The 24,789-nt window shown below is 63.1% G+C and carries 27 protein-coding genes; 23 read left to right on the top strand and 4 right to left on the bottom strand.

Going from position 1 to position 24,789, the window contains the following annotated elements; translation table 11 throughout:
• Window positions 1-2 precede the first annotated feature (2 nt).
• The 3 genes from GJ699_RS19215 to GJ699_RS19205 are packed head-to-tail and all read left to right on the top strand — an operon-like array spanning window position 3 to window position 2,050.
• Window positions 3-662: an HAD-IIIA family hydrolase gene (locus GJ699_RS19215; RefSeq protein ID WP_154379227.1), complete on the top strand. Its 660-nt coding sequence runs from the start codon at window positions 3-5 to the stop codon at window positions 660-662.
• Window positions 663-1,028, top strand: coding sequence for a Rieske (2Fe-2S) protein (locus GJ699_RS19210; RefSeq protein WP_154379225.1), 366 nt, complete (start codon window positions 663-665; stop codon window positions 1,026-1,028). It abuts the gene before it with no gap.
• 20 nt (window positions 1,029-1,048) lie between these two features.
• Window positions 1,049-2,050 carry a S49 family peptidase gene (locus GJ699_RS19205; protein WP_154379223.1) on the top strand — a complete coding sequence of 334 codons (1,002 nt, stop codon included), beginning with the start codon at window positions 1,049-1,051 and terminating at the stop codon, window positions 2,048-2,050.
• A gap of 223 nt (window positions 2,051-2,273) precedes the next feature.
• Here the strand turns inward: GJ699_RS19205 and GJ699_RS19200 are convergent, their stop codons facing one another.
• Window positions 2,274-2,504, bottom strand: coding sequence for a hypothetical protein (locus GJ699_RS19200; RefSeq protein WP_229262182.1), 231 nt, complete (start codon window positions 2,502-2,504; stop codon window positions 2,274-2,276).
• Window positions 2,505-2,629: 125 nt separating this feature from the next.
• On the opposite strand from GJ699_RS19200, the gene GJ699_RS19195 reads away from it, so the two are divergent.
• The 10 genes from GJ699_RS19195 (at window position 2,630) to motD (ending at window position 13,369) form a co-directional block, all read left to right on the top strand.
• Window positions 2,630-3,346, top strand: coding sequence for a pseudouridine synthase (locus GJ699_RS19195; RefSeq protein WP_154379221.1), 717 nt, complete (start codon window positions 2,630-2,632; stop codon window positions 3,344-3,346).
• The gene (locus GJ699_RS19190) at window positions 3,343-4,320 is read left to right on the top strand and encodes a fumarylacetoacetate hydrolase family protein (RefSeq protein ID WP_154379219.1); all 978 of its coding nucleotides are present in this window, start codon (window positions 3,343-3,345) and stop codon (window positions 4,318-4,320) included. The genes GJ699_RS19195 and GJ699_RS19190 overlap by 4 nt, the downstream gene beginning before the upstream one ends.
• A 118-nt stretch (window positions 4,321-4,438) precedes the next feature.
• Window positions 4,439-5,629, top strand: a complete 1,191-nt coding sequence (flhB, locus tag GJ699_RS19185) for a flagellar biosynthesis protein FlhB (protein WP_154379217.1) — start codon at window positions 4,439-4,441, stop codon at window positions 5,627-5,629.
• Entirely contained in the window at window positions 5,626-7,749 is a 2,124-nt protein-coding gene (gene flhA / locus GJ699_RS19180; protein ID WP_154379215.1) for a flagellar biosynthesis protein FlhA, read from the top strand. The genes flhB and flhA overlap by 4 nt, the downstream gene beginning before the upstream one ends.
• Window positions 7,750-7,798: 49 nt before the next feature.
• On the top strand, window positions 7,799-8,755 hold the full coding sequence (locus GJ699_RS19175) for an RpnC/YadD family protein (protein ID WP_154379213.1): 957 nt from the start codon (window positions 7,799-7,801) through the stop codon (window positions 8,753-8,755).
• Window positions 8,756-8,861: 106 nt separating this feature from the next.
• The gene (gene flhF, locus GJ699_RS19170; protein ID WP_154379211.1) at window positions 8,862-10,313 is read left to right on the top strand and encodes a flagellar biosynthesis GTPase FlhF; all 1,452 of its coding nucleotides are present in this window, start codon (window positions 8,862-8,864) and stop codon (window positions 10,311-10,313) included.
• On the top strand, window positions 10,306-11,106 hold the full coding sequence (locus tag GJ699_RS19165) for a MinD/ParA family ATP-binding protein (RefSeq protein ID WP_154379209.1): 801 nt from the start codon (window positions 10,306-10,308) through the stop codon (window positions 11,104-11,106). Before flhF ends, GJ699_RS19165 begins: the two co-directional genes overlap by 8 nt.
• A gap of 19 nt (window positions 11,107-11,125) precedes the next feature.
• A complete protein-coding gene (locus GJ699_RS19160; RefSeq protein WP_154379207.1) occupies window positions 11,126-11,857 on the top strand; it encodes an RNA polymerase sigma factor FliA in 732 nt (243 codons plus the stop codon).
• Window positions 11,839-12,585, top strand: coding sequence for a flagellar motor protein (locus GJ699_RS19155; protein WP_154379205.1), 747 nt, complete (start codon window positions 11,839-11,841; stop codon window positions 12,583-12,585). The genes GJ699_RS19160 and GJ699_RS19155 overlap by 19 nt, the downstream gene beginning before the upstream one ends.
• A gap of 1 nt (window position 12,586) precedes the next feature.
• Window positions 12,587-13,369 carry a flagellar motor protein MotD gene (motD, locus tag GJ699_RS19150; protein ID WP_154379203.1) on the top strand — a complete coding sequence of 261 codons (783 nt, stop codon included), beginning with the start codon at window positions 12,587-12,589 and terminating at the stop codon, window positions 13,367-13,369.
• A 15-nt stretch (window positions 13,370-13,384) separates the two neighbouring features.
• Here motD and GJ699_RS19145 read toward each other — a convergent pair whose 3' ends face one another.
• The 3 genes from GJ699_RS19145 to flgA form a co-directional block, all read right to left on the bottom strand.
• The gene (locus GJ699_RS19145; protein ID WP_154379201.1) at window positions 13,385-13,861 is read right to left on the bottom strand and encodes a flagella synthesis protein FlgN; all 477 of its coding nucleotides are present in this window, start codon (window positions 13,859-13,861) and stop codon (window positions 13,385-13,387) included.
• Window positions 13,862-13,869: 8 nt separating this feature from the next.
• Complete coding sequence (gene flgM, locus GJ699_RS19140; RefSeq protein ID WP_371867598.1) at window positions 13,870-14,220, bottom strand: flagellar biosynthesis anti-sigma factor FlgM; 351 nt, start codon at window positions 14,218-14,220, stop codon at window positions 13,870-13,872.
• Window positions 14,221-14,318: 98 nt separating this feature from the next.
• Window positions 14,319-15,023: a flagellar basal body P-ring formation chaperone FlgA gene (gene flgA, locus GJ699_RS19135; protein ID WP_154379200.1), complete on the bottom strand. Its 705-nt coding sequence runs from the start codon at window positions 15,021-15,023 to the stop codon at window positions 14,319-14,321.
• 154 nt (window positions 15,024-15,177) lie between these two features.
• Here flgA and flgB point away from each other — a divergent pair, with 154 nt between their 5' ends.
• The 10 genes from flgB to flgK all read left to right on the top strand — a co-directional run bounded on the left by flgB (window position 15,178) and on the right by flgK (window position 24,786).
• Window positions 15,178-15,606, top strand: a complete 429-nt coding sequence (flgB, locus tag GJ699_RS19130) for a flagellar basal body rod protein FlgB (RefSeq protein ID WP_154379198.1) — start codon at window positions 15,178-15,180, stop codon at window positions 15,604-15,606.
• A 2-nt stretch (window positions 15,607-15,608) separates the two neighbouring features.
• Window positions 15,609-16,019, top strand: a complete 411-nt coding sequence (gene flgC / locus GJ699_RS19125) for a flagellar basal body rod protein FlgC (protein WP_154379196.1) — start codon at window positions 15,609-15,611, stop codon at window positions 16,017-16,019.
• Window positions 16,020-16,035: 16 nt separating this feature from the next.
• A complete protein-coding gene (locus GJ699_RS19120) occupies window positions 16,036-16,743 on the top strand; it encodes a flagellar hook assembly protein FlgD (RefSeq protein WP_154379194.1) in 708 nt (235 codons plus the stop codon).
• 31 nt (window positions 16,744-16,774) lie between these two features.
• Window positions 16,775-18,325, top strand: coding sequence for a flagellar hook protein FlgE (locus tag GJ699_RS19115; RefSeq protein WP_154379192.1), 1,551 nt, complete (start codon window positions 16,775-16,777; stop codon window positions 18,323-18,325).
• A 31-nt stretch (window positions 18,326-18,356) separates the two neighbouring features.
• A complete protein-coding gene (gene flgF, locus GJ699_RS19110; RefSeq protein ID WP_154379190.1) occupies window positions 18,357-19,097 on the top strand; it encodes a flagellar basal-body rod protein FlgF in 741 nt (246 codons plus the stop codon).
• Between the two features lie 63 nt (window positions 19,098-19,160).
• Window positions 19,161-19,952, top strand: coding sequence for a flagellar basal-body rod protein FlgG (gene flgG / locus GJ699_RS19105; RefSeq protein ID WP_154379188.1), 792 nt, complete (start codon window positions 19,161-19,163; stop codon window positions 19,950-19,952).
• Window positions 19,953-19,962: 10 nt separating this feature from the next.
• Window positions 19,963-20,619 (top strand): flagellar basal body L-ring protein FlgH, encoded by a 657-nt coding sequence (locus tag GJ699_RS19100; protein ID WP_154379186.1) that lies wholly within the window; start codon window positions 19,963-19,965, stop codon window positions 20,617-20,619.
• Window positions 20,620-20,627: 8 nt separating this feature from the next.
• Window positions 20,628-21,800 (top strand): flagellar basal body P-ring protein FlgI, encoded by a 1,173-nt coding sequence (locus GJ699_RS19095; protein WP_308495525.1) that lies wholly within the window; start codon window positions 20,628-20,630, stop codon window positions 21,798-21,800.
• A 12-nt stretch (window positions 21,801-21,812) separates the two neighbouring features.
• Window positions 21,813-22,775 carry a flagellar assembly peptidoglycan hydrolase FlgJ gene (flgJ, locus tag GJ699_RS19090; RefSeq protein WP_154379184.1) on the top strand — a complete coding sequence of 321 codons (963 nt, stop codon included), beginning with the start codon at window positions 21,813-21,815 and terminating at the stop codon, window positions 22,773-22,775.
• A 52-nt stretch (window positions 22,776-22,827) separates the two neighbouring features.
• Window positions 22,828-24,786, top strand: a complete 1,959-nt coding sequence (flgK, locus tag GJ699_RS19085) for a flagellar hook-associated protein FlgK (RefSeq protein ID WP_154379182.1) — start codon at window positions 22,828-22,830, stop codon at window positions 24,784-24,786.
• The last annotated feature ends 3 nt before the right edge of the window (window positions 24,787-24,789 follow it).

The raw sequence follows: 24,789 nt of genomic DNA, 5'->3' as shown, positions 1-24,789 counted from the left end.
ACATGCCACGTAAGCAATTTGATCTGATCGTCTTCGATTGGGACGGTACCTTGATGGATTCGACCTTAACGATCGTCAAGTGCATCCAGGCGGCGGCGCGCGACCTCGGCTTGCCGATTCCGCGCGACGATGCCGCCGCCCATGTCATCGGCCTCGGCCTGCATGAAGCCATGCAGGCGGTGTTGCCGGACATTGACCCGGCCTATTATCCGCGCATGGTGGAGCGCTATCGCTACCATTTTTTGTCGAAAGACCACGAGATCAGCCTGTTCCCCGGCGTGTACGACATGCTGCAGGAGCTGTCGCAGAATGGCTATTTCCTGGCGGTGGCCACCGGCAAGAGCCGGGTCGGCCTGAACCGCGCCATGAACGACGTCAAAGTCTTGTCGTTGTTCGACGCCACGCGTTGTGCGGACGAAACTTTTTCCAAGCCGCATCCGGCCATGTTGCAAGAGCTGACGCGGGAGTTGGGCCAGGATATGCGCCGTACCGTGATGATCGGCGATACCACCCACGATTTGCTGATGGCCAGCAATGCCGGGGCGGCCGCCGTGGCGGTCGAATACGGCGCTCACCCGGTCGACCAGTTGACCGCGTGCAAGCCTCTGTACTCGGCCAAAACCGTGGCTGAACTGCACCAATGGTTGAGCGAGCACGCCTAAATGGATGAAATCCTGATCTGCGCGTCGGACGCCATCGACAATGGCGGCAAGGGCGTGCGTTTCCGGCTGACCGCCGGCGGCGCCGATGGCACCGGCTTCGTGGTGCGGTACGGCGGCAAGCCGTACGCCTACCTGAACCGCTGCGCCCACGTGCCGATCGAGCTGGACTGGGCCGAAGGCGAGTTCTTCGAGTCCAGCAAGCTATACCTGATGTGTTCGACCCACGGCGCGGTGTACGTGCCGGAAACCGGCCAGTGTGCCGGTGGTCCATGCCGCGGCGGCCGGCTGCGGCCGATCGCGGTGGTCGAGCGCGACCAGCAGATTTACTGGCTGCCGGATGACTATGTGCGTCCGGCGCGTGCCTGATTTAACCCCAAGAAAAACCAATGAGCGACAACATCGAACCCGGCAACACCCCCGCGCCTGCGCCCAAACAGCCGGTCCAGGCTTCCAACTGGGAGCGTGAAGTGCTGGAAAAACTGGTCTTCGCGACGCTGAAAGAGCAAAAGGCGTCGCGCCGCTGGGGCATTTTCTTCAAGGCCGTCACGCTGCTGGTGATCGTGTTCGCGCTCAGCGCCTATTTCGATTTCAGCTGGACCGGCTCGGACGGCGAAACGCTGGGCCGCCACACCGCGCTGATCGAGGTCGAAGGCGCGATCGACTCCGAGGGCAGCGGTTCGGCGGCGGTGGTGATCCCGGCGCTGAACAAGGCGTTTTCCGACAGCGGTTCGGTGGCGGTGGTGTTGCACATCAATAGTCCGGGCGGCAGTCCGGTGCAGGCCGGCATGATCGTCGATGAGATGGTGCGCCTGCGCAAGGGCTATCCGGGCAAGCCGCTGTACGTGGTGGTGGATGAAATTTGCGCCTCGGGTTGCTATTACATTGCCGCCGGCGCCGACCGCATCTACGTCAACAAGGCCAGCATCATCGGCTCGATCGGCGTGCTGATGGATGGTTTCGGCTTTACCGGCATCATGGAAAAGCTGGGCGTCGAACGCCGCTTGCTGACCGCCGGCGAGAACAAGGGCTTTATGGACCCGTTCAGCCCGCTGACCGAAAAGCACAAGCAGCACGCCCAGGCGATGCTGAATGAAATTCATGAACAATTCATCCAGGTGGTGCGCGACGGTCGCGGCAAACGCCTGAAGGAAACGCCGGACATGTTCTCCGGCCTGTTCTGGACCGGCGCGCACGCCATCGACATGGGCCTGGCCGATGCCTACGGCACCGTCGACAGCGTGGCGCGCGACGTGGTCAAGGCCGAAGACATCGTCGACTACACCCAGCACGAGGGCTTGCCTGAGCGGGTGCTGAAGAAATTCGGCGCCGCCATGGGTGCCGGCGCGATGAAATCGGCGGTGGACACGGTGAAACCCAGCCTGCGTTAATCCGCATGAGTTTTAGTCATAGTGATAGGACGACTGGCGCAGTGATTAATGTTATCAATACGGTCTTGTTTTAGCTTGCATATCCGGAGTGGTGAACTATAGTGGCTTTGTAGTTCTTTCCAAGGGGGGCGATATAAACACTTTCCGGTTGTTGCAGCACAGACTCAGATAGAGCTACTCGGCCGCATTGCGATGCGGAGTTGAGTGAATTTCGATTCCTCGTTCAAGTCCCTTGTGGGGCTGGAAACAGCGGCGTGATGCCGCTGTTTTCGTTTGTGGGCTGAGCGAAGCCGCCGGCCTCCAGCCAGGCCAGAAACGCGGCTTGCTGGGCGGCATGCCATTGTGCCTGGAGACTGGCGGGCGGGAACGGCGTGTGACGGCAGCGCTCCAGCAGCAGCGCGGTGCGGTGGGCGGCGGCCTGGGCTTGCGCCACTGGGTTGACGGATGGGGTCATGGTTTTTCCTGCTGGGTATTCCGACGTGCAGTAGGCGAATTCCTAATGCGGTTTCAGTCTATCAATAGAATTGCGGCATGGTTTGATATGCATCAAGCCGGCACGCATCCTGTAAAATCGCGCCTATGAGTAAATTATCCTTAGACCGCATCCTGCAATCGCAGGGCTATGGCACGCGCAAATTCTGCCGCACCCTGATCGATGACGGCGAAGTCACCATCAATGGCGTGGTGCACGACAATTACAAAGAGACCATCGAGACCGATGGTCTGGTATTCCACCTGTTCGACGAAGACGTGGTGTATCGCGAACACGTCTACATCGCCTTGCATAAACCGGCCAACTTCGAATGTTCGCGCAAGCCCAGCCACCATCCGGGCGTGCTGACCCTGCTGGCGGAAGAACTGACCTGGCGCGATGTGCAGCCGGTCGGCCGGCTCGACCACGACACCACAGGCATGCTGCTGATGTCGGACGATGGCGCTTTTATCCACGCACAATCGTCGCCGAAGCGCCACGTACCAAAGATTTACCAGGCCACTACGGCCGAGCCTGTTACTGACGAGCTGATCGCGCAGATGCTGGCTGGCGTGCAACTGCACGACGAACCGGCGCCGCTGGCGGCGCAAACCTGCGTCAAGCGCGGCGAGTACCAGCTGGAAATCGTGCTGGAGCAGGGTAAGTACCATCAGGTCAAGCGCATGCTGGCCGCCGCCGGCAATCATTGCGCGGCCTTGCACCGCTCGGCCATCGGCAAGCTGGAGCTGGCTGCGCTCGACCTCAACGAAGGCGAATGGTGCTATCTCACCGCTGAACAACTGGATTTGCTGACACCCGCATGAAACTCGCTACCCTGAACGATGGCAGCCGCGATGGCCAATTGATGGTGGTCTCGCGCGACCTGAAAAGCGCGCAACTGGCCGACGGCGTGGCCCGCACGCTGCAGCGCGCGCTCGACGATTGGAGCTTCATCGCGCCGCAACTGGACGCCATCTATCAGGATCTGAACCGGGGCGGCGGTCGCCGCAGCTTCGATTTCGAGCCGAAAAACTGCATGGCGCCGCTGCCGCGCGCGTTCCAGTGGGCCGATGGTTCGGCGTACGTCAATCACGTCGAACTGGTGCGCAAGGCGCGCGGCGCCGAGTTGCCGGCCTCGTTCTGGGAAGAACCGCTGATGTACCAGGGCGGTAGCGATGATTTCCTCGGCCCGATGGATGACATCGTGCTGGCGCGCGAACAGTGGGGCATCGATTTCGAAGCGGAAGTGTGCGTGATCACCGACGATGTGCCGATGGGCGTCACCGCCGACGAGGCGCACCAGCGCATCCGCCTGCTGATGCTGGCCAACGATGTGTCGCTGCGCAACTTGATTCCGGAAGAGCTGGCCAAGGGTTTCGGTTTTGTGCAATCCAAGCCGGCCACCAGTTTTTCGCCGGTGGCGGTCACGCCGGACGAGCTGGGCGATGCCTGGAAGGGCGGCAAGGTGCATCTGCCGCTGCTGTCGACCTGGAACGGCAAGCTGGTCGGCAAGCCGCAGGCCGGCGTCGACATGGTGTTCAACTTCCCGCAACTGATCGCCCACCTGGCCAAGACGCGCAATGTGCGGGCCGGTTCCATCATCGGCTCCGGCACCGTGTCCAACAAGGACAGCAAGAAGGGTTATTCCTGCATCGCCGAGCAGCGCTGCCTGGAGATGATCGCCGGCGGCGAAGCGGTCACGCCCTTCATGGCGTTTGGCGACACCATCCGCATCGAGATGCTGGACGACGGCAAATCGGTGTTTGGCGCCATCGAACAGACCGTCAAACCAGCCTGAGTTTCCCTAGGGAATCGTGGATATGGCGGTGAAAACCGGCCGTATTCCACCGATGCCCGCGCACTGCCGCCACCGATAATGGCAGGGTCGAATAACCCAAAAGCAGCAGGCAGACCACATGGCAGACGAGAGCGACGCCGAAAAAACAGAACCCGCGTCAGCGAAGCGCCTCGAGCAGGCGCGTGAGGAAGGCGACGTTCCCCGATCGCGGGAAGTGGCGACGTTTACCGTGCTGATGGCGGCGGGTGCCGGCCTGTGGGTGTCTGGCGACAGTCTGATCCGTCAGCTGCAAACCGTGCTGATCTCCGGCCTCAAGCTGGATCAGGAGCAGATTTTCGACGCCGACGTGCTGTTCCACCGCATCGCGGTCGACGTGGTGCAGGTGCTGATCACCTGCTTGCCGCTGGGCCTGGCGGTGATGGTGGTGGCGCTGGCCTCGCCGATGCTGATCGGCGGCTGGCTGTTCAGCGCCAAGGCGTTCACGCCGAACTTCGGCAAGCTCAATCCCATCAGCGGTATCAGCAATATGATCTCGACCAATGCCTTGGTCGAACTGGTCAAGGCCATCATGAAAACCATCGTGGTCGGCTTTGTGGCCTGGCTGGTGGTGCTCAAGTACAAGGACGCGGTGATCGGCCTGTCGCTGGAACCGCTCAAGCTGGGCATCGGCCACACCCTCAATATGCTGGCCAGCTCCTTCATGTTCATCGTTGGCGCGCTCGGTCTGATCGCCGCCATCGACGGGCCGTATCAGATGTGGCATTACGCGAACAAGCTGAAGATGACGCGCCAGGAACTGATCCAGGAATCGAAGGAATCCGACGGTAATCCTCAGATCAAGGGCAAGATCCGCCAGTTGCAGCGCGAAATGGCCAAGCGCCGCATGATGGCCGACGTGCCGACCGCCGACGTGGTGGTGACCAACCCGACCCACTATGCGGTGGCGCTGAAGTACGCCGACGGCCAGCGCGGCGCGCCGAAGGTGGTGGCCAAGGGTGTCGACGAAGTGGCGGCCAAGATCCGCGAACTGGCCAAGGAACACAAAGTGCCGATTCTGGAAGCGCCGGCACTGGCGCGGGCGCTGCACAACCATGCCGAGATCGGCGACGAAATTCCGGAACGCCTGTACGCGGCGGTGGCCGAGGTGCTGGCGTATGTGTTCCAGCTGCGCATGTTCAACAAGGGACGTGGCAAGCATCCGGACAAACCGAAGAAACTCGACGTGCCGCCGGAGATGGACCCGCAAGATCCGGCCTTTGTGCCCAAACATGGCAAGCCTAAAGATTTGAATAACGGAGCATCCGCATGAACGCCCTCAGCAACGTGAAACTGCCGCCATGGCTGCAAGGCCTGGCCACGGCGCAAAACAAGGCCAGCCTGGCGGCGCCGATTCTGATCATCATGCTGTTGGCGATGATGATCTTGCCGCTGCCGGCGTTTGTGCTGGACATGTTCTTCAGCTTTAATATCGCGCTGTCGGTGATCGTGCTGCTGACTTCGCTGTACACGGTGAAGCCACTGGACTTCATGTCGTTCCCGACCATTCTGCTGGTGTCGACCATGCTGCGCTTGTCGCTGAACGTGGCTTCGACCCGGGTGGTGCTGACCGAGGGCCATACCGGCGCCGACGCGGCCGGCAAGGTGATTGAAGCGTTCGGTCACTTCCTGATCGGCGGTAACTACACGGTTGGTATCGTGGTGTTCATCATCCTGACCATCATCAACTTTGTGGTGGTGACCAAGGGTGCGGGCCGTATCGCCGAGGTGGGCGCGCGTTTCGCCCTGGATGCGATGCCGGGTAAGCAGATGGCGATTGACGCCGACCTCAACGCCGGCCTGATCGGCGAGGCGGAAGCCAAGAAACGCCGTAGCGAAGTGTCGATGGAAGCCGAATTCTACGGCGCCATGGACGGTGCCTCCAAGTACGTGCGCGGTGACGCCGTCGCCGGTATTCTGGTGACGGTGATTAACGTGGTGGGCGGCCTGCTGGTCGGCGTGATCCAGCACGACATGCCGTTTGCCGACGCCACCAAAAATTACACGCTGCTGGCCATCGGTGACGGCCTGGTGGCGCAGATTCCTTCGCTGATTATTTCGATCGCCGCCGGTATCGTGGTGTCGCGCGTGGCCAGCGACCAGGACATCGGCACCCAGGTGGTGGCGCAGTTGTTCTCCAAGCCGCAGGTGCTGTACATCACGGCCGGCATCATCGGCGGCATGGGCCTGATTCCGGGCATGCCGAATCTGGTATTCCTGATGCTGGGCGCGACGCTGGCCGGTTCGGCCTACATGATGGGCAAGCGCAAGGAAGAGAAGCGCACCGCCGAGGTGGCCGCCGCCGAGGCCGCCGCGCCGGCCGCCGCCGCTGCCGCCGAGCAGGAAGAGGCGACCTGGAAGGATGTGATGCCGGTCGATACGCTGGGGCTGGAAGTGGGCTACCGTTTGATTCCGCTGGTGGACAAGGCGCAGGGCGGCGAGCTGCTGAAGCGCATCAAGGGGATCCGCAAGAAGTTCGCGCAGGAGGTCGGTTTCCTGGCGCCGCCGGTGCACATCCGCGACAACCTGGAGCTGAAGCCGTCGGCGTATCGCATCACGCTGAAGGGCGTGGAAGTGGGTGCCGGCGAGGCCTACAACGGCCAGTTCCTGGCCATCAATCCGGGCATGGCGACCGGCACGCTGCAGGGCATGGTCACCACCGATCCGGCGTTTGGTCTGCCGGCGGTGTGGATCGACGCCAGCCTGCGCGATCAGGCGCAAGGCATGGGCTATACGGTGGTCGATGCCGGCACGGTGGTGGCGACCCATCTGAATCACCTGATCACCAGCCACGCGGCGGAGTTGCTGGGGCGCGGCGAGGTGCAGCAGTTGCTCGATCATCTGGGCAAGGAAGCGCCGAAGCTGTTGGAGGATCTGGTGCCGAAGACGATCTCGCTGGCGACCTTGCAGAAGGTGTTGCAGAACCTGCTGTCGGAGGGTGTGCACATCCGCGATATGCGCACCATCATCGAAACCATGGCCGAGCATGCGGCGCACACCACCGAGCCGAACGATCTGACCGCGCTGGTGCGGATCGCGCTGGGGCGCGCCATTGTGCAGCAGCTATTCCCTGGCTCCGGCGAGCTGTCGGTGATGACGCTGGATAACCGTCTGGAGCGGCTGTTGATGCAGGCGCTGGCGGCCAGCGGCCCGGACGGCGCCGGCATCGAGCCCGGCCTGGCCGACACCATCGCCCAGCAGGCGCAGCAGGCGGCGGCGCAGCAGGAGGCGCTGGGGTTGACGCCGGTGCTGCTGGTGCCGGGGCCGCTGCGGGCCTTGCTGTCGCGCTTCCTGCGCCGCGCCTTGCCGCAGCTGAAAGTGCTGTCGCATGCCGAGATCCCGGAAAGCAAAACCATCCGCGTCACCGCGCTGGTGGGCCAGCAACCGGGCTGAGTTTGATCTGGCTTGAGTCACGTGCATGCGGGCAGCCTAGACTGCCTGCATGGACGACGACTACGACACGCCGTGGAAGGAAGTGGTCAGCTACTACTTCAGCGATTTCATGGCCTTCTTTTTTCGCGACGCACATGCGGCGATCGACTGGACGCGTCGGTTCGATTTTCTCGACCAGGAATTGGCCGCGCTGTCGCCCGGCGCACGCATGGGCAAGCGCCGCCTCGACAAGCTGGTGCAGGTGCGCCTGCGCGGCAGCCGTGCCGAACAATGGGTGATGATTCACCTGGAAATACAGAGTCAGCGTGACACAGGATTTGCCGAACGCGTGTTCACCTATCACTACCGCGTCTACGATCGCTACCGGCGGCCGGTGGCCAGCCTGGCGGTGCTGGCCGACGATGGCACCAACTGGCGGCCATCGTCGTTTTCGTACGATCTGATGGGGAGCCAGATGGCGTTGTTTTTCCCTATCGTCAAGTTGCATGATTACGCCAGCCGCATCGAGGAGTTGCTGGCGCACCAGAACCTGTTTGCGTTGGTGACTGCGACGCACTTGCTGAGCCAGCGCAGCAAGCGCAACGCGCACAAAAGGCGCCAAGCCAAGTGGCGTTTGATCAAACTTGTGTACACGCGGGCCTGGGACGAACAGCGTATCATCGATGCGTTGCGGGTCATTGACTGGATGATGCGTTTGCCGGAAGCGCGGGATGTCCGCTTGCGCTTGGCTGCTTATCTGCTGGAGGAGAAGATCGCCATGACTTACATCACCTCGTTTGAACGCGCCGGCATGCGGAAAGGGCGGCAGGAAGGCTTGCTGGAGGGACGGCAAGAAGGACGACTGGAGGGGCGCGCGGAAATGCTGGCTGAGTTTCTTGCGGCACGCTTCGGCGGTGTTGCGGATGCGCTGCGGATACGCATGACCACCGCGCCGGCCGAGCAGCTGTCGGCATGGGCGCGGCGTGCGGCGCATGCGACTACGCTGGATGAGGTGTTCCGCGACTGAATTGCGGCTGATTTCCCTCCCTGTTCATCAGATCGTTTCCGAAGTGCATCGTCAATAATGAAAACCATCTGGAGTGCTCTCCTATGCTTTTCTGAACGAGACGGTCATGAACGTTAAAAAATTTACCGCACCGACTTCCCGCGAAGCGCTGCGCAAAGTCCGCGAATCGCTCGGCCCCGACGCCGTGATCCTGTCCAATCGCCAGTCCGACGGCGTGGTTGAAATCCTCGCCCTCGCCAACGATGATGCCGCCTCGCTGGCGATGCCGGCGCCACATTCGCCGATGGCCGAACCGGCACCGTCGCTGGACCTCGGCACCACCGCCGTTCCGGCCGGCCGCGTCGAGCCGCGCTTCGAGGATGAATTGCCGCATATGTCGCCGCCGGTGACCGTCAAGCCGGCCAGCCTGCCGGAGCAGCCGCAGCGCCGCGTGGTCGCCTCGCACGCCTCGTTCGCCACCAAGACCGCCGCCGCAGCAGCAACCGTCGTCGCCCCGGCCGCGCCGGCAGCGAAAGCCGCACCGGCCATCGACGCCAGCCAGATCGCCGCCCTGGTCGGCGCCGCCGTCGCCAGCGCCCAGGAATCGGCCGCCGCCGAAATGAGCGGCGTGATGCACGAACTGCGCGCCATGCGCGGCATGATGGAAACCCAACTGGCCGAACTGTCGTGGGGCGCCACCCAGGCACGCGCGCCACACAAGACCGCCGTGCTGCGTGAAATGCTGGCGGCCGGCTTCTCGGCCAGCCTGTCGCGCTACCTGATTGAAAAACTGCCGGCCAACCGCGACGCCGCCGACAGCCTGCGCTGGATCAAGACCGTGCTGACGCGCAACCTGCAAACCATGGCCAATGAAGACGCGCTGATCGCCCAGGGCGGTGTGTTCGCGCTGGTCGGCCCAACCGGCGTCGGCAAGACCACCAGCACCGCCAAGCTGGCCGCGCGCTGCGTGATGCGTCACGGCCCGGACAAGCTGGCCCTGATCACCACCGACGCCTACCGCATCGGCGCCCACGAACAACTGCGCATCTACGGCAAGATCCTGGGTGTGATGGTGCATTCGGTCAAGGACGAGGCCGATCTGCGCATCGCCCTCAAGGAATTGAAAAACAAGCACACGGTGCTGATCGACACGGTTGGCGTCAGCCAGCGCGACCAGATGGTGGCCGAGCAGGTCTCCATGTTGCAAGGCACCGATGCCAACGTCAAACGCCTGCTGTGCCTGAACGCCACCGCGACCCAGGAAACCCTGAGCGAAGTGGTGCGCGCCTACCAGGGCAGCGGCCTGGCTGGCTGCATCATGACCAAGCTGGACGAGGCGGCCGCGATCGGCAATGTGCTGGACGTGGTGATCCGCCACAAGCTCAATCTGTTCTACGTGTCCAACGGCCAGCGGGTGCCGGAAGACCTGCACCTGGCCGATCCCGCTTACCTGATCGACCGTGCCTTCAAGCTGAAACGCGACGTCGTCGCCACCCAGTACCAGGACGCCGAATTGCCGCTGTTGATGAGCGGCGCCGGCGGCAATACCGACAGCCTGCGCGAGGTGCACCTTGGCTAACTTCGATTTCGATCAGGCGGAGGGACTGCGCCGCATGCTGGCCGGGGCGCAGCCCCGCATCGTTACTTTCCTGTCGGCGACGCCGCAGGACGACAAGGGCGCCATGCTGGTCAACCTGGGCGCCTCGCTGGCGCGCGCCGGCAACGACGTGCTGATCGTCGACGCCTGCGACAGCAGCCACGGCGTGGCGTCGCGGCTTGGCGTGGATATCGGCCACAGCCTGCTCAATGTGGCGCGCCAGGAGTGCGGCCTGAACCAGGTGGTGCGGCCGGTGCCACAGGGTTTTGCGGTGGCGTCGATGACACGCGGCATGACCCGCACCGGCCCGGACGAAACGCGGCGCCTGGCCAAAGCCTTCGATGTGCTGGCCAAGCAGACCGGCATGGTGCTGGTCGACGGTGAATTTGATGGGGAAGCGTTTCCAGTGCCGATCATGGCCAGTTCCGAAATCGTGGTGCAAGTGTCCAACAGCGCTACCTCGATCAAGGCGGCCTACAGTATGATTAAGCGCCTGAACCAGGAACTGGGCCGGCGCCCGTTCGGAATTCTGGTCACCGGGGCGTCAGAAGACGAAGCCAAGGTGGTTTACGATAATATGGCACAGGCGGCAAGCAGATATCTTGCCGTCAACCTGGTTTCCATGGGATCGGTGCCGGCGGATGAATACCTGCAACGTGCCGCGCGCTTGGGGCGCGCGGTGGTGGATGCTTTTCCGTTGGCCGGTGCCTCGGTCGCGTTCCGTCAGCTGGCGGGCCGCTTTGCGCTGGGGGGGAGTGGCCGACTCAGCGCCTAATTAAATAAAAATTATTCGAATGTATACGGTAAAAGGGAAAGCGGACAAAGACACCTTGCTGACGGAGCACATGCCGTTGGTGAAGCGCTTGGCCCACCACATGAAGGCAAAACTGCCACCCAGCGTTGAAGTTGACGACTTGGTGCAAGCCGGAATGATCGGCTTGTTGGACGCCATCAACCGGTACGAAGAAACCCACGGCGCCCAATTTGAAACCTACGCGGTGCTGCGCATCCGTGGCGCCATGCTGGACGAGTTGCGCAACAGCGACTGGCTGCCGCGCTCGCTACGGCAAAATATGCGCAAGGTCGAGGCGGCCATGTCGACGCTGCAGCAGCGGCTGGGCCGGCCGCCGAGTGAATCGGAAGTGGCCAAGTCGCTCAAGCTGTCGCTGACCGACTACCAGGAAATGCTGGGCGACAGTGGCGGCCACCAACTGGTCTATTACGAGGACTTTCACGACGATGACGGCAACGACAGCTTCCTCGACCGCTATGCCTCGGACGATGACGCCGATCCGCTGCGCTCGCTGCTGGACGGCGACTTCCGCCAGGCCGTGATCGATGCCATCGATGCGCTGCCGGAGCGGGAGAAAATGCTGATGGGCCTGTATTATGAAGAGGAGCTCAACTTGAAAGAAATCGGCGCCGTGATGGGCGTATCCGAATCGCGCGTGTCGCAGCTGCACACGCAAGCGGTGGCGCGGCTGCGTGCCTCACTCCGGGAGCGGTCTTGGACTGGGCCAGCGTAGTCGGCGTGCTGGTGGCGCTGGCCGGCATTGTCATCGGTCAGAGCCTGGAGGGCGGCAAGCTCGCTTCCTTGCTGCAACCAGCGGCGTTCGCGATCGTGGTGGTCGGCACCTTTGGCGCCGTGCTGCTGCAGACCCGGCCGAAGACGCTGTGGCGCGGCCTGCGCATGCTGCGGCTGGTGTTCGCGCCGCCGCCCGACACCCGCGCCGCGCTGGCGCGCGACATCAACGCCTGGAATCTGGCGGCGCGGCGCGACGGCCTGCTGTCGCTGGAACGCTACATGCTGGCTTCCAAGGACAAGTTCAACACCAAGGGCTTGCGCCTGATCGTCGACGGCATCGCGCCGGACAAGCTGCGCCAGCTGCTGGACACCGAAATCACCGCTTACGAGACCGAAGAGCGGCAGGCGGTGCGGATCTGGGAATCGGCGGCCGGCTATTCGCCCACCATCGGCATCCTGGGCGCGGTGCTGGGCCTGATCCACGTGATGGAAAACCTGACCGATCCGAGCAAGCTCGGTTCCGGCATCGCGGTGGCCTTCGTGTCGACCATTTACGGGGTTGGCCTGGCCAATCTGTTCTTCTATCCGATCGCCAACAAGCTGAAGGCCATCGTCACCCAGGCCGTGCACCAGCAAGAGATCGCGGCGGCGGTGTTTTACGACATCGCCACCGGCGACCACACCCGCGTCATCGACGAGCGCATCGCCACCCTGATGCGGGAGCACTGACATGCAGAACCGGCGCGCGCGCAGGAAGTTCGACGACGAACCGGAAAACCACGAACGCTGGCTGATTTCGTATTCGGACTTCATCACGCTGCTGTTCGCCTTCTTTGTCGTGATGTATGCGATTTCGGCGGTCAACCTCGGCAAGTACCGTGTCTTTTCCGACGCGCTGGGCGATGCCTTCGGCGGCAAGGGCGCGGCGCCGCCGGTCAACACCGAAGTGCCCAATCTGCCGATACCGAATCCGGCGCTGAAGCGCCGCAACGAGATGCTGCGCCATGAAAAGACGCAGATGACCAAGCTGGCCCAGGATCTGCTGTCCACGCTGGCGCCGCTGGTCAAGGAAGGCAAGGTGCGGGTGACGCAGAACAGCCGTGGCGTCAGTGTCGAAATCAATGCCTCGGTGCTGTTCGATCCGGGCGAGGCCACGCTGACGCCGGCCTCGGCCGATGCGCTGCGCGCGGTCGGCACGCTGCTGAAGGAAGACAGCCACAGCGTGCAAGTCGAAGGCCATACCGATAATCAGCCGATCGCCAACAATCGCTTCCCGTCCAACTGGGAATTGTCGTCGGTGCGCGCCAGCGCGGTGGTGCGGCTGTTTATTGACGCCGGCGTCACGCCGGGACGGTTGACCGCGGTCGGCCTCAGCGACAACGTGCCGGTGGCCGCCAACAACACCGCCGAGGGCCGCGCCCGCAATCGCCGGGTCGCGGTCACGATTCTGTCGGCCATCCCCGATCCAAGCACGGAACTGCCTAACCAGCCGGTGGCACCGGCCGGGCCATAACGACCAGCGGGAAAATTAACCGGCGATAAAGCCGCGGCTGCGCGGCAGGGAAGTGGAGATGCCGCTGGGGCCGTAGAAGTTGGTGCTGGCCGCACCCTGTGGGCGCATGGCCTGCAGCGCATCCTGGGTATGCGCCATTTGTTTGTTGATCAGCATGCCGTTGACGCGGTTCAGCTCCTTGGCCTCACGCGTGTGTTGCAGCAGCGCCTGCCACAGACTGGCCGATTCGTCGCGCGCGTCGCCGCTGGCCGCGATCCAGGCATCCATGCCGGCTTCCTCGGCCGGAAAACCGCATTTGCCGAGCGAACGGTGGCGTTGCGCCGACAACAAGGTCATCTGCGTCACCAGCGCCGTCTTGCGCGAGGTCAGCGCCGGCAGCGATTCGATTTCCGCCGTCACCAGCAGCCGCTGTTCCTGACGCAACAGGTCCAGCAGCGTGGACATGATGTGCTCTTCTTCGCGCAGGCTATTCAGCGGGGTAACGGTGGTCATGATTTATCCTATCGTTGGCGTGAGTGCAGCAGATCCTTGACCGTGTCCAGCAAACCATCCGCTACCTTGTCCGAATTGACCTGGAACTGGCCATCGGCAATCGCCAATTTGATGCGTTCGACTTTCTTGGTGTCGAACACCGCGTTGGCGCTGCTGGCGGAACTGGCGGCCATGGCCTGGCCCTGCGACGACAGCGTCACGCTGTCGGTGGCGGTAGCCGTGGTCGAGGCAACAGTGCTGGAGGCCACATTGGCCGAACCCGTCTGCGCAGTCTTGTCGGTGCCACGGCTGGCGCCGGACGTCGCAGCGGGCGTCGACGGCAAGCCCGTCGTGCTCTTGGTTGTGTCGTTGATTTTCACAGCATTTCCTTCTCAGGTTGGAGTCCTAAACTCCGGGATCTGAGTCGGTAACGGCGCCCCGGCCGTAAACTTTAGCCGGGGATGTAAGCGGATGTTGCTCAAAATGCCACCTCCACCAGACCGCCACTCTTGGCGATGCCGGTTATTTGTTGTCCATTGCCTGCCTTGACCTGCACCACCTGGCCATCGCCGGCCGTGCTCATGGCGCGGCCTTCGCCCGATACGCTGAAACCATTGCCGCTGGAAATGATGCGCACCAGTTGTCCGGACTGTACCACCGGCTTGGTTTTCAGCGTGTCCAGCCGCAGCGGCGTGCCCGGCGGCAGCGACACGGTCGGGCTGCGGCCGATCACCTGGCTGGCGTCGGTGGCTATGCCTGGTGGCAACATTGTCAGATCGCCCTTGAGGGTGGTCAGCTGGTTGGCGTCGATCGGCTGGCCCTGTACCAGCGGCGCGGCGGCGGCCAGGTAGTCGCCCACCACGGTCACGTTGGCTTGTATATAGATGGTCCAGGCCGATGGCGCCGCGCAGCGCACGCCGACCGTGGTTTTGCCCCAGGCGCGCGCGCCGGGCATCATGAATGCTTGCGGATCAGGGCAGGGCGCCAGCGCCATGCGGTTGTCGATGGCGCCCACGTTCACCGTCACCTCGCCCGGCAGGCCGGCGGCCTGCACCTTGAGGAATTGTTCTACCGTGCTTTTCAGCACGCCCAGATCCTGGCGCCCCTGGGCGGCGGCGCCGGTGCTCAGCGCGGCGCTTAGTGCGCCAGTGAACAGCGCAGTCCATAGCAGTCGTGGTTTCATGGTGATAGATTCCGGTTCAATACTGCCATCATAGTCTGGCGGGCTGAACTTGAAGCGCGGAATAAGACCGGAAATGGGGTGCTTATCGTCCGATTGTCAGGACGGGCAACTCCGTATCATCGATCCTGTCATCCATGTGTAAGGGGAGCGAATCATGCTCGGCAGCAAGTTAGACGATTACTTGCGGTTCAACGAAACCGCGTTAAGTCTGCGTTCGGCGCGCCAGACCGTGCTCGCCTCCAATATTGCCAACGCGGATACCCCGAATTACAAGGCGCGCGACATCGACTTCAGTAGCGCGTTGCAAACGGCGATCGCCAATGCCAGCCCGAACGCCCAGCAGACGCTGAACACCACCGCCAGCAAGCATTACCCCAACCCTCAGCAAGACGCCGGTACGCTGGCCGACGGCACGCCGCTGTTGTATCGCGGGGTGCTGCAGGGCGCGGTGGACGGCAATACGGTGGACATGAATGTCGAGCAAAGCCAGTTTGCCGATAACGCCATTCGCTACGAGGCCGGGATCACCTCGATCAACGCCCAGATCAAGTCGATGCTGGCAGCCATTCAGTCAGGGAGCTGATCATGTCGCTGTTTAATATTTTTAATGTTTCCGGTTCGGCCATGAGCGCGCAGTCGCAGCGGCTGAACGTGGTGGCCTCGAATCTGGCCAATGCCGATTCCAGCACCAGCGCCAGCGGCGAAGCCTACCGCGCGCGCCAGGTGGTGTTCGAAGCCACCACCCCGACCGACGGCGGCACCGCCACCGGGGTACGGGTCAAGCAGGTGGTGGAAGACCAGTCGCCGATGAAGCTGATGTATGACCCGAAGAACCCGGCGGCCGACGACAGTGGCTATGTGACCATGCCCAACGTCAACGTGGTGGACGAGATGGTCAATATGCTGTCGGCCTCGCGCTCCTACCAGAATAATGTAGAAACCATGAACTCAGCGAAAACGCTGTTGTTGAAAACCCTGACCATCGGTCAAACGTAAATAAGAAGAGGCTAGCATGACCACCATTAGCGGCATTGTTGACACGGCAACGCTCAACAGCACCACCAGCACCACGTCCACCAGCACCACCTCCACCGACAGCACGACGGCGGACCAGGACAAATTCATGAAATTGCTGGTGACTCAGCTGCAGAACCAGGATCCGTTAAACCCGATGGACAACGCGGAAATGACCAGCCAGCTGGCGCAGTTGTCCACCGTGACCGGCATCAACAAGCTGAATACCACGCTGACTTCGCTGCAGACCGACCTCAGCACCAACACCCAAACCACCACCGCGATCAGCATGATTGGCAAGGGCATTCTGGTGGACGGCAAGGGCATCGAATTGAGCAGCTCGACCGCCACCGACGGTACCACCACCAACTCCAGCGTGTTCGGCATCGATCTGGCGTCGGCGGCGGAAAACGTGACCATCACGATTGCCGACAGCACCGGCAAGACGGTGCGCACCATGTCGATGAGCAATGTGGATGCCGGCACCTATCCGATCTCGTGGGACGGCACCACCGATTCGAATACCACCGCCGCCGCCGGCAGCTATACCTTCAGCGTCACCGCCACCAGCGGCGGCAGCACGCTGACCGACGCCACGCCACTGCAGCTGGCGGCGGTGGCCAGCGTGTCGACCGGCACCAGCGGCGTCAAATTGAATACCTCGCTCGGCCAGTTCGCGATGAGCGACGTCAAAGAAGTTCTGTAAGCAGTAGTCATCACACCAATAGGGGAATACCATGTTCCAACAAGGATTGAGCGGCCTGAATGCCGCGTCCAAATCGCTGGATGTCATTGGCAATAACATTTCCAATGCCAGCACGGTGGGTTTCAAGGCGTCGAAAGCTGAGTTTGCCGATCTGTACGCCAACTCGCTGAATGGCGTATCGGGCAACAACGCCGGGATTGGTGTGACGGTGTCCAAGCTTGCGCAGCAATTCACTCAGGGCAATATCGAAACCACCAGCAACCCGCTGGACGTGGCGATCAACGGCGGCGGCTTCTTCCGTCTGGTGGTCAACGGCGCGGTCGAGTACTCGCGCAACGGCCAGTTCACCGAAAACGCCAGCCACACCCTGGTCAACGCCCAGGGCGCGCAGCTGACCGGCTACCTGGCCAACAGCGCCGGCGTGATCCAGATGGGCGCGCCAGTGCCGCTGACGCTGGACAAGTCCGACCTGAAGCCGGTCGCCACCAGCGAAGCCAACTTCCAAATGAACCTGAGTTCGGCTGAATCCGTGCCGACCACGGTGCCATTCGACGCCAACGACCCGACCAGCTACAACAAGCAGACCGTGTTGACCGTGTACGACTCGCTGGGCACCGCGCACACCATGACCAGCTACTACGTCAAGACCGACGCCAATACCTGGGACGTGTACGCCGGCGCCGACGGCAAGGAAGTGGTCACCGCCGCCGTGGCCGCCTCGGTCAGCAGCGATCAGCCGACCATCGATGCGCGCACCGCCTACAATGCCGCCGTGCAGGCGGTGCCGGCGGATGCCGCCGCAGTTGCCACCGCAGCCGGCACTTATGCCGCCGCCGCCCGCGACGCCATGCTGGCCGCCGCCACCAACGCCGGCGCCAGCCAGGACGAGCTGGATGCGATCACCGCCGCTTACACCGCGATGGACCCGACCGGCAGCGGCTCGATCACCGGCCTGTCGCCGGACGAAATCAACACCAAGCTGGCGGATGCGGTCAACGTGCCGGCGGTCAAAGTCGGCACGCTGCTGTTCTCCAACACCGGCACGCTGGACACCGAGGCGATGGCACTGATGGACCCGGCGCAAACCCTGCCATTCAACGTCAGCCTGCCGATCTTCCCAAGCACCGGTTCGCAAGAGCCGCTGACGGTGGCGGTCACCTTCGACAACACCACCCAGTACGGCAGCACCACCAACGACCTCGGCTCGACCCAGGATGGTTACTCGGCCGGTTCGTGGCAGCGTTACACCATCGACTCCAACGGCGTGATCCTGGGCCAGTACTCGAACGGCAAATCGCGCGCCATGGGCCAGATCGCCATGGCCAACTTCGCCAGCGTCGACGGCCTGACCCCACTCGGCAACAACGCCTGGGCGGAAAGCTCGGCCTCCGGCCCGCCAACCATCGGCGTGCCGAACGCGGGTTCGATGGGTTCGCTGCAATCGAGCGCGGTGGAAACCTCGAACACCGACCTGACGGCCGAGCTGGTCAACATGATCACCGCGCAGCGCGTCTATCAGGCCAATGCGCAGACCATCAAGACCGAGGACTCGATCCTGCAAACCCTGGTCAACCTGCGTTAATCGCGTCGCTATGGGGATGAAGGGATAAGCCATGGACCGTCTGATCTACACCGCGATGACCGGGGCGCGCCACACGATGGAGCAGCAGGCCACCGTGTCGAACAACCTGGCCAACGCCACCACCACCGGCTTCCGCGCCCAGCTGGACGCGTTCCGCGCGGTGCCGGTGGTGTCGGACGGCTTGCCGACGCGCGCCTTCGTGGTCGATTCCACGGTCGGCTCGGACTTCCGCTCCGGCCCGATCGAGACCACCGGCCGCGCGCTCGACATCGCGATCCGCGACCAGGGCATGCTGGCGGTGCAGTCGGCCGACGGTTCCGAGGCGTATACCCGCAACGGCAGCCTGAAAATCAACGAGAACGGCATCCTGCAAACCACCAGCGGCCAGACCGTGGTGGGCGACGGCGGCCCGATCGCGGTGCCGCCGGACACCAATATCACCATCGCCAGCGATGGCACGGTCAGCGTCATCAACGACACTTACCAGCCCGGCCCGTCCAACGTGCTGGGCCGCCTGAAACTGGTCAATCCGGACACCAAGACCCTGTTGCGCGGCGATGATGGCCTGTTCCGCCAGGCCGACGGCACGCCGGCCCAAAACGACGCCACGGTGCGCGTGGTCGATGGCGCGCTGGAGGGCAGCAACGTCAATCCGGTCGATTCCATGGTCGATATGATCAGCCTGGCGCGCAGCTTCGAGATGCAAATGAGCCTGCTGAAGAACGCCGAGAATAACGCCGCAAAAGCCACCCAGATCCTCGCTTTGAGTTGACGCGCTCTCCCGCATAATGCCTTCATGGGATGACATGCTCATCCAGGCAATGGGAGAAGCATCATGATACGTTCGTTATGGATCGCCAAGACCGGCATGGAAGCGCAGCAGACGCAGATGGACGTCACGTCCAATAATCTGGCCAACGTCAGCACCAACGGTTTCAAAAAGTCACGCGCGGTGTTTGAAGACCTGCTGTACCAGAACATCCGCCAGCCTGGCGCGCAATCGTCGCAGCAGACCAATCTGCCATCGGGCCTGCAACTGGGCACCGGCGTACGCCCGGTCGCCGTCGAGCGCATCCACACCCAGGGCAACCCGCAGTCGACCGGCAACGACAAAGACCTGATGGTCAACGGTTCCGGCTTCTTCACCGTGCTGCTGCCGGACGGCACCACCGCCTACACCCGCGACGGCTCGTTCCAGCGCGACAGCAACGGCCAGATGGTGACCTCGGAAGGCTATGTGCTGCAGCCGGCGATCACCATCCCTATCACCGCCAATTCGATTACGGTGGCGCGCGATGGTACCGTTTCAGTCAACATCGCCGGCACCAACGGCGCCACCACCACCCAGCAGCTGGGCAGCCTGCAACTGGCCACCTTCATCAACCCGACCGGGCTGGAATCCAAGGGCGAAAACCTGTACGTGGAAACCACCGCCTCCGGCGCGCCGCAGACCAACACGCCCGGCACCAACGGCACCGGCGTGATTTTGCAGGGCTATGTGGAAACCTCGAACGTCAACGTGGTCGAGGAAATGGTCAATATGATCCAGACCCAGCGCGCCTACGAAATCAATTCCAAGGCCATCACCACCTCCGACCAGATGCTGCAAAAGCTGTCGCAGATGTAAGGGGATGATCATGAAACACGCCATCTCCCTCGCCGCCGCCGCGCTCCTGTTGAGCGCCTGCGGCGCCGTGCCCAGCTCCATCGTCAGCGGCCCGATGAGCGCGCGGCCGCTGACCAGCGAACAAATGCAACAGCCGGCCAACAACGGCGCCATCTACCAGCCGGCCGCGTTCCGGCCGGTGTTTGAAGACCGCCGCGCACGCCATGTCGGCGATATCCTGACCCTGGTGATCACCGAGAAAACCTCGGCCAACAAAAGCGGCACCGCCACCGGCAACAAGGCCGGCAGCGTCAGCGCCCAGTTGCCTGGCAAGCTCAGCAGCACCTTCGGCAATCCGCTGACCGCCAGCACCACCAACACCTATTCCGATGGCGACACCCAGGCCGCCAGCAACGCCTTCACCGGCACCATGGGCATCACCGTGGTCGAGGTGCTCAACAATGGCAACCTGATCGTGGCCGGCGAGAAGCAGATCGGCATGAACAAGGGCACCGAGTACATCCGCTTTTCCGGCATGATCAATCCGGACAGCATCGCCACCGGCAACACGGTGCAATCGACCGCCGTGGCCGACGCCCGGGTTGAATACCGGACCGCCAATTCGATCGACCGCGCCGAGCTGTCGTCGATGGCGTCGCGCTTCTTCCAAAGCCTGTTACCGTTCTGAGGCCGGCCATGGATACCACTCAATCAATGTTGGACGGCGCCCACCGCACCGCGCGCGTCTGCAAGCTGCTGTTGCTGGCGGCCATCGTTGCCGTTGCCGCCGTGCTGGCGACGCCGGCCAAGGCCGAGCGCATCAAGGATCTGGCCAGCATCGGCGGCGTGCGTAACAACCAATTGCTGGGCTATGGCCTGGTGGTCGGCCTCGACGGTTCGGGCGACCAGACCACGCAAACCCCGTTCACCGTGCAAAGTGTGATTTCGATGCTGCAACAGCTGGGCGTCAACCTGCCGACCAGCTCCAGCAGCCTGCAACTGAAAAACGTCGCCGCCGTGATGGTGACCGCGACCCTGCCGCCATTTTCGCAGCCGGGCCAGCAGTTGGACATCACGGTGTCGTCGATGGGTAACGCCAAGAGCTTGCGCGGCGGCACGCTGTTGATGACGCCGCTGAAAGGCGCCGATGGCCAGGTGTACGGCATGGCCCAGGGCAATGTGCTGGTGGGTGGTGTCGGCGTTCAGGCCGGTGGCGGCGGTGGCGGCGGCAGCTCGCTGACCGTCAACCACCTCAGCGTGGGCAAGATCGCCGGCGGCGCCACTGTCGAGCGCGCGGTACCGACCACGTTGGGCGAAGGCAATATGATCAAGCTGGAACTCAACAGTGCCGACTTCGCCACCGCCAGCCGGGTGGTGGAAGCCATCAACGATCGCTACGGCGCCGGCATCGCCTACGCGCTGGACAGCCGGGTGATCCGGGTGCAGGCGCCCAGCAGCAGCGACCAGCGCGTCAACTTCATCGGTACGCTGCAGGACATGCAAGTCAATCCGGCCGAACAGTCGGCCAAGGTCATCATGAACGCGCGCACCGGCTCGGTGGTGATGAACCGCGCGGTCACGCTTGATACGTGCGCCATTTCTCATGGGAATCTGTCAGTATCGGTCAACGCCGACACCCAGGTCAGCCAGCCGAACGCGCTGTCGGGCGGCCGCACCGTGGTCACGCAAAATCCGCAGGTCGGCATCAAGCAGGACAGCGGCAAGGTGATGCTGGTCAAGGGCGGCGCGTCGCTGGCGGAGGTGGTCAAGGCGCTCAACGCGATCGGCGCCACGCCGCAGGACTTGCTGTCGATTCTGCAGGCAATGAAAGCGGCCGGCGCCCTGCGCGCCGAGCTGGAAATCATTTAAGCGGGGGCTATCATGTCCAACAGCCAGACCACCACCACCAACGACCTCAGCGGCAAGTTCTCGCTGGACTTGCGTGATATGGGCAGCCTCAAGCAGTCGGCCCGCGCCGGCAGTCCGGAGGCGCTGAAAACGGCGGCGACCCAGTTCGAAGCCATGTTCGTCAACATGATGCTGAAAACCATGCGCGACGCCACGCCGCAGGATGGCATGATGGACAGCCAGCAGACCAAGATGTTCACCACCATGCTGGACCAGCAGACCAGCCAGAACCTCGCCAAGAAGGGCATGGGCCTGGCCGACATGCTGGTGCGCCAGCTGGCCGCCAAGACCGACGCGCAAGCGCTGGCGCTGGGCGGCGAGGGCGGTGCCGCCAGCGACAGCAGCGGCGGCAGCTTCAACGGCATCGCCAGCCTGATGGATGCCAAGCTGCAGCGCGCGATTAGCGCCGCCGGCGGCGCCAGCAGCAGCGCCGGCATCGCCGCCGACGGCAGCACCGTCAGCAAGGGCTCGCAGGCGCCGCACGTGCGCAACTTCCAGGACAAACTGTCGGCGCACGCCGAGGAGGCCAGCAAGGTCACCGGGATTCCGGCCAAGTTCATGCTGGGCCAGGCCGCGCTGGAATCGGGCTGGGGCAAGCGCGAGATCAAGGGCCGCGACGGCACCAATAGCTACAACCTGTTCGGCATCAAGGCCGGCAGCGACTGGAAGGGCAAGGTGGTCGAGGCCACCACCACCGAGTACGTCAACGGCAAGGCCCAGACCAAGGTCGAGCGCTTCCGCGCCTATGACAGCTATGCCGACAGCTTCAAGGATTACGCGAAATTGCTGGCAAGCAACCCTCGTTATGAAAAAGTCCTGGCCAACGCCAGCGACGCCACCAGCTTTGCACAGGGCTTGCAAAAGGCTGGCTATGCGACCGACCCCAACTACGCCACCAAGTTGGCCAGCATCATCAAGCGCTCGCTGGCGGGATGATCAAGTTTCGGCGATTGCTGCCGTAAACCTCACTACTTAAAGTGAATTTATTATGAGTCTTCTTAGTATCGGTAAAAGCGGTTTGCTGTCAGCCCAGGTTGGCTTGGCCACCACCAGCAACAATATTACCAACGCCAACACGGCCGGCTACAACCGCCAGGTAGCCATCCAGAGCGATTCCATCACCCAGTACCAGGGCTTCGGCTATGTGGGAACGGGGACGGAAATCTCCGCCGTGCGCCGCTATTACGATAACTTCCTGGCCACCTCGCTGCGCAATGCCGAGTCGAACCAGGCGTCGCTGAACACTTACAACACCCAGATCAGCCAGGTCGACAACCTGCTGTCCGACACCAGCGCCGGCCTGTCGCCGGCGCTGCAGGATTTCTTCAATGGCGTGCAGGACGCCACCGCCAGCCCGGCCTCGACCGCCGCGCGCCAGTCGATGCTGTCGAACGCGGAATCGCTGGTGTCGCGCTTCCAGTCGATGAGCGCGCGTCTGACCGAAATCGGCGACGGCGTCAACAGCCAGATCAAGTCCAGCGTCAGCGAAATCAATTCCTACGCCCAGCAGATCGCCGCGATCAACAACACCATCGCCGGCATGACCACCGAGACCGCCGCGCCCAACGACCTGCTGGACAAGCGCGACCAGATGCTGACCGAGCTGAACAAGCTGGTCAAGATCAATGTCACCCAGGGCGACAACAATATGCTGAACGTGTCGTTCGGCACCGGCCAGCCGCTGGTGCAGGGCAACACCTCCTATCAGCTGGCCACCTCGACCTCGGACACCGACGCCGGCCACGTCACGCTGGGCTATCAGACCGCCAGCGGCGCCTTCAGCGAACTGCCGGACTCGGTGTTCACCGGCGGCCAGCTGGGCGGCCTGGTGGATTTCCGCGACAACGCGCTGACCACGGCGCAGAACTCGTTGGGCCAGATCGCCGCCGGCCTGGCCACCGCGTTCAACGCCCAGCATGTGCTGGGCCAGGACCAGAACGGCGATGCGGGGACCAATTTCTTCAACCCGATCAGCGCCTACGTCGGCCCCAGCACCAAGAATTCGCTGAACAGCACCGCCACCGTCAGCGCCACCGTGACCGACGCCAGCGCGCTGACCTCGAGCGATTACAGCGTCGATTACGACGGCACCAATTTCAACGTCACCCGCCTCAGCGACGGCAAGGTCACCAAGATCGATCCGTATCCGCAGACCGAGGCGCAGGTGATCGATGGCGTGTCCTACAGCATCAGTGGTGACGCGGCCACCAACGACAGCTTCCTGGTCAAGCCGACGTATTACGCGGCGCAGCAGCTGTCGCTGGCGATCAGCGATCCCTCCAAGATCGCGCTGGCGGCGCCGATCGCCACCGCCGCGCCAACCACCAATGTGGGTAACGCCAGCATCAGCGCCGGCACCGTCGATGCCAATTACCTGACCGCCGGCAACCAGATCACCTCGACCACCACGCTCAGCTACGACAAGGCCAGCGCTACTTTGTCCGGCTTCCCGGCCAATCAGGATGTGACGGTAACCGGTACCGATGGCACGTCGACCGTATATCCGGCCGGTACGGCGGTGCCGTACACCGATGGCGCCACCATCAGCTTTGGTGGCGTCAGCTTTGCCATCAGCGGCACCCCGGCCGACCAGGACACCTTCACCGTCGGCCCCAATACCAGCGGCGTCGGCGACAGCCGCAACGGCGCCTTGCTGGCCGGTCTGCAAACCAAGAACGTGCTGAACAACGGCAGCTCGACTTTCCAGACCAGCTACGCACAAATCGTCAACGTGGTCGGCACCAAGGCGCGCGCGGCGCAGATCAGCAGCACCGCCGCCGACGCCGCCGTGACCCAGGCCACCAACAACCAACAGAGCGTGTCTGGCGTCAACCTGGACGAAGAAGCGGCCAACCTGCTGCGCTACCAGCAAGCCTACCAGGCCGCTGGCAAGGTGATCCAGGTGGCCGGCACGTTATTTGATACGCTGCTCAGTCTCAGCAGCTAAAGG

The sequence above is a fragment of the Duganella guangzhouensis genome, from assembly GCF_009674535.1.
Taxonomy (GTDB): Bacteria; Pseudomonadota; Gammaproteobacteria; order Burkholderiales; family Burkholderiaceae_D; genus Rugamonas; species Rugamonas guangzhouensis.
The sequence above is the reverse complement of the archived record's forward strand: the minus strand, read 5'-3'. Positions and strand labels throughout refer to the sequence as shown.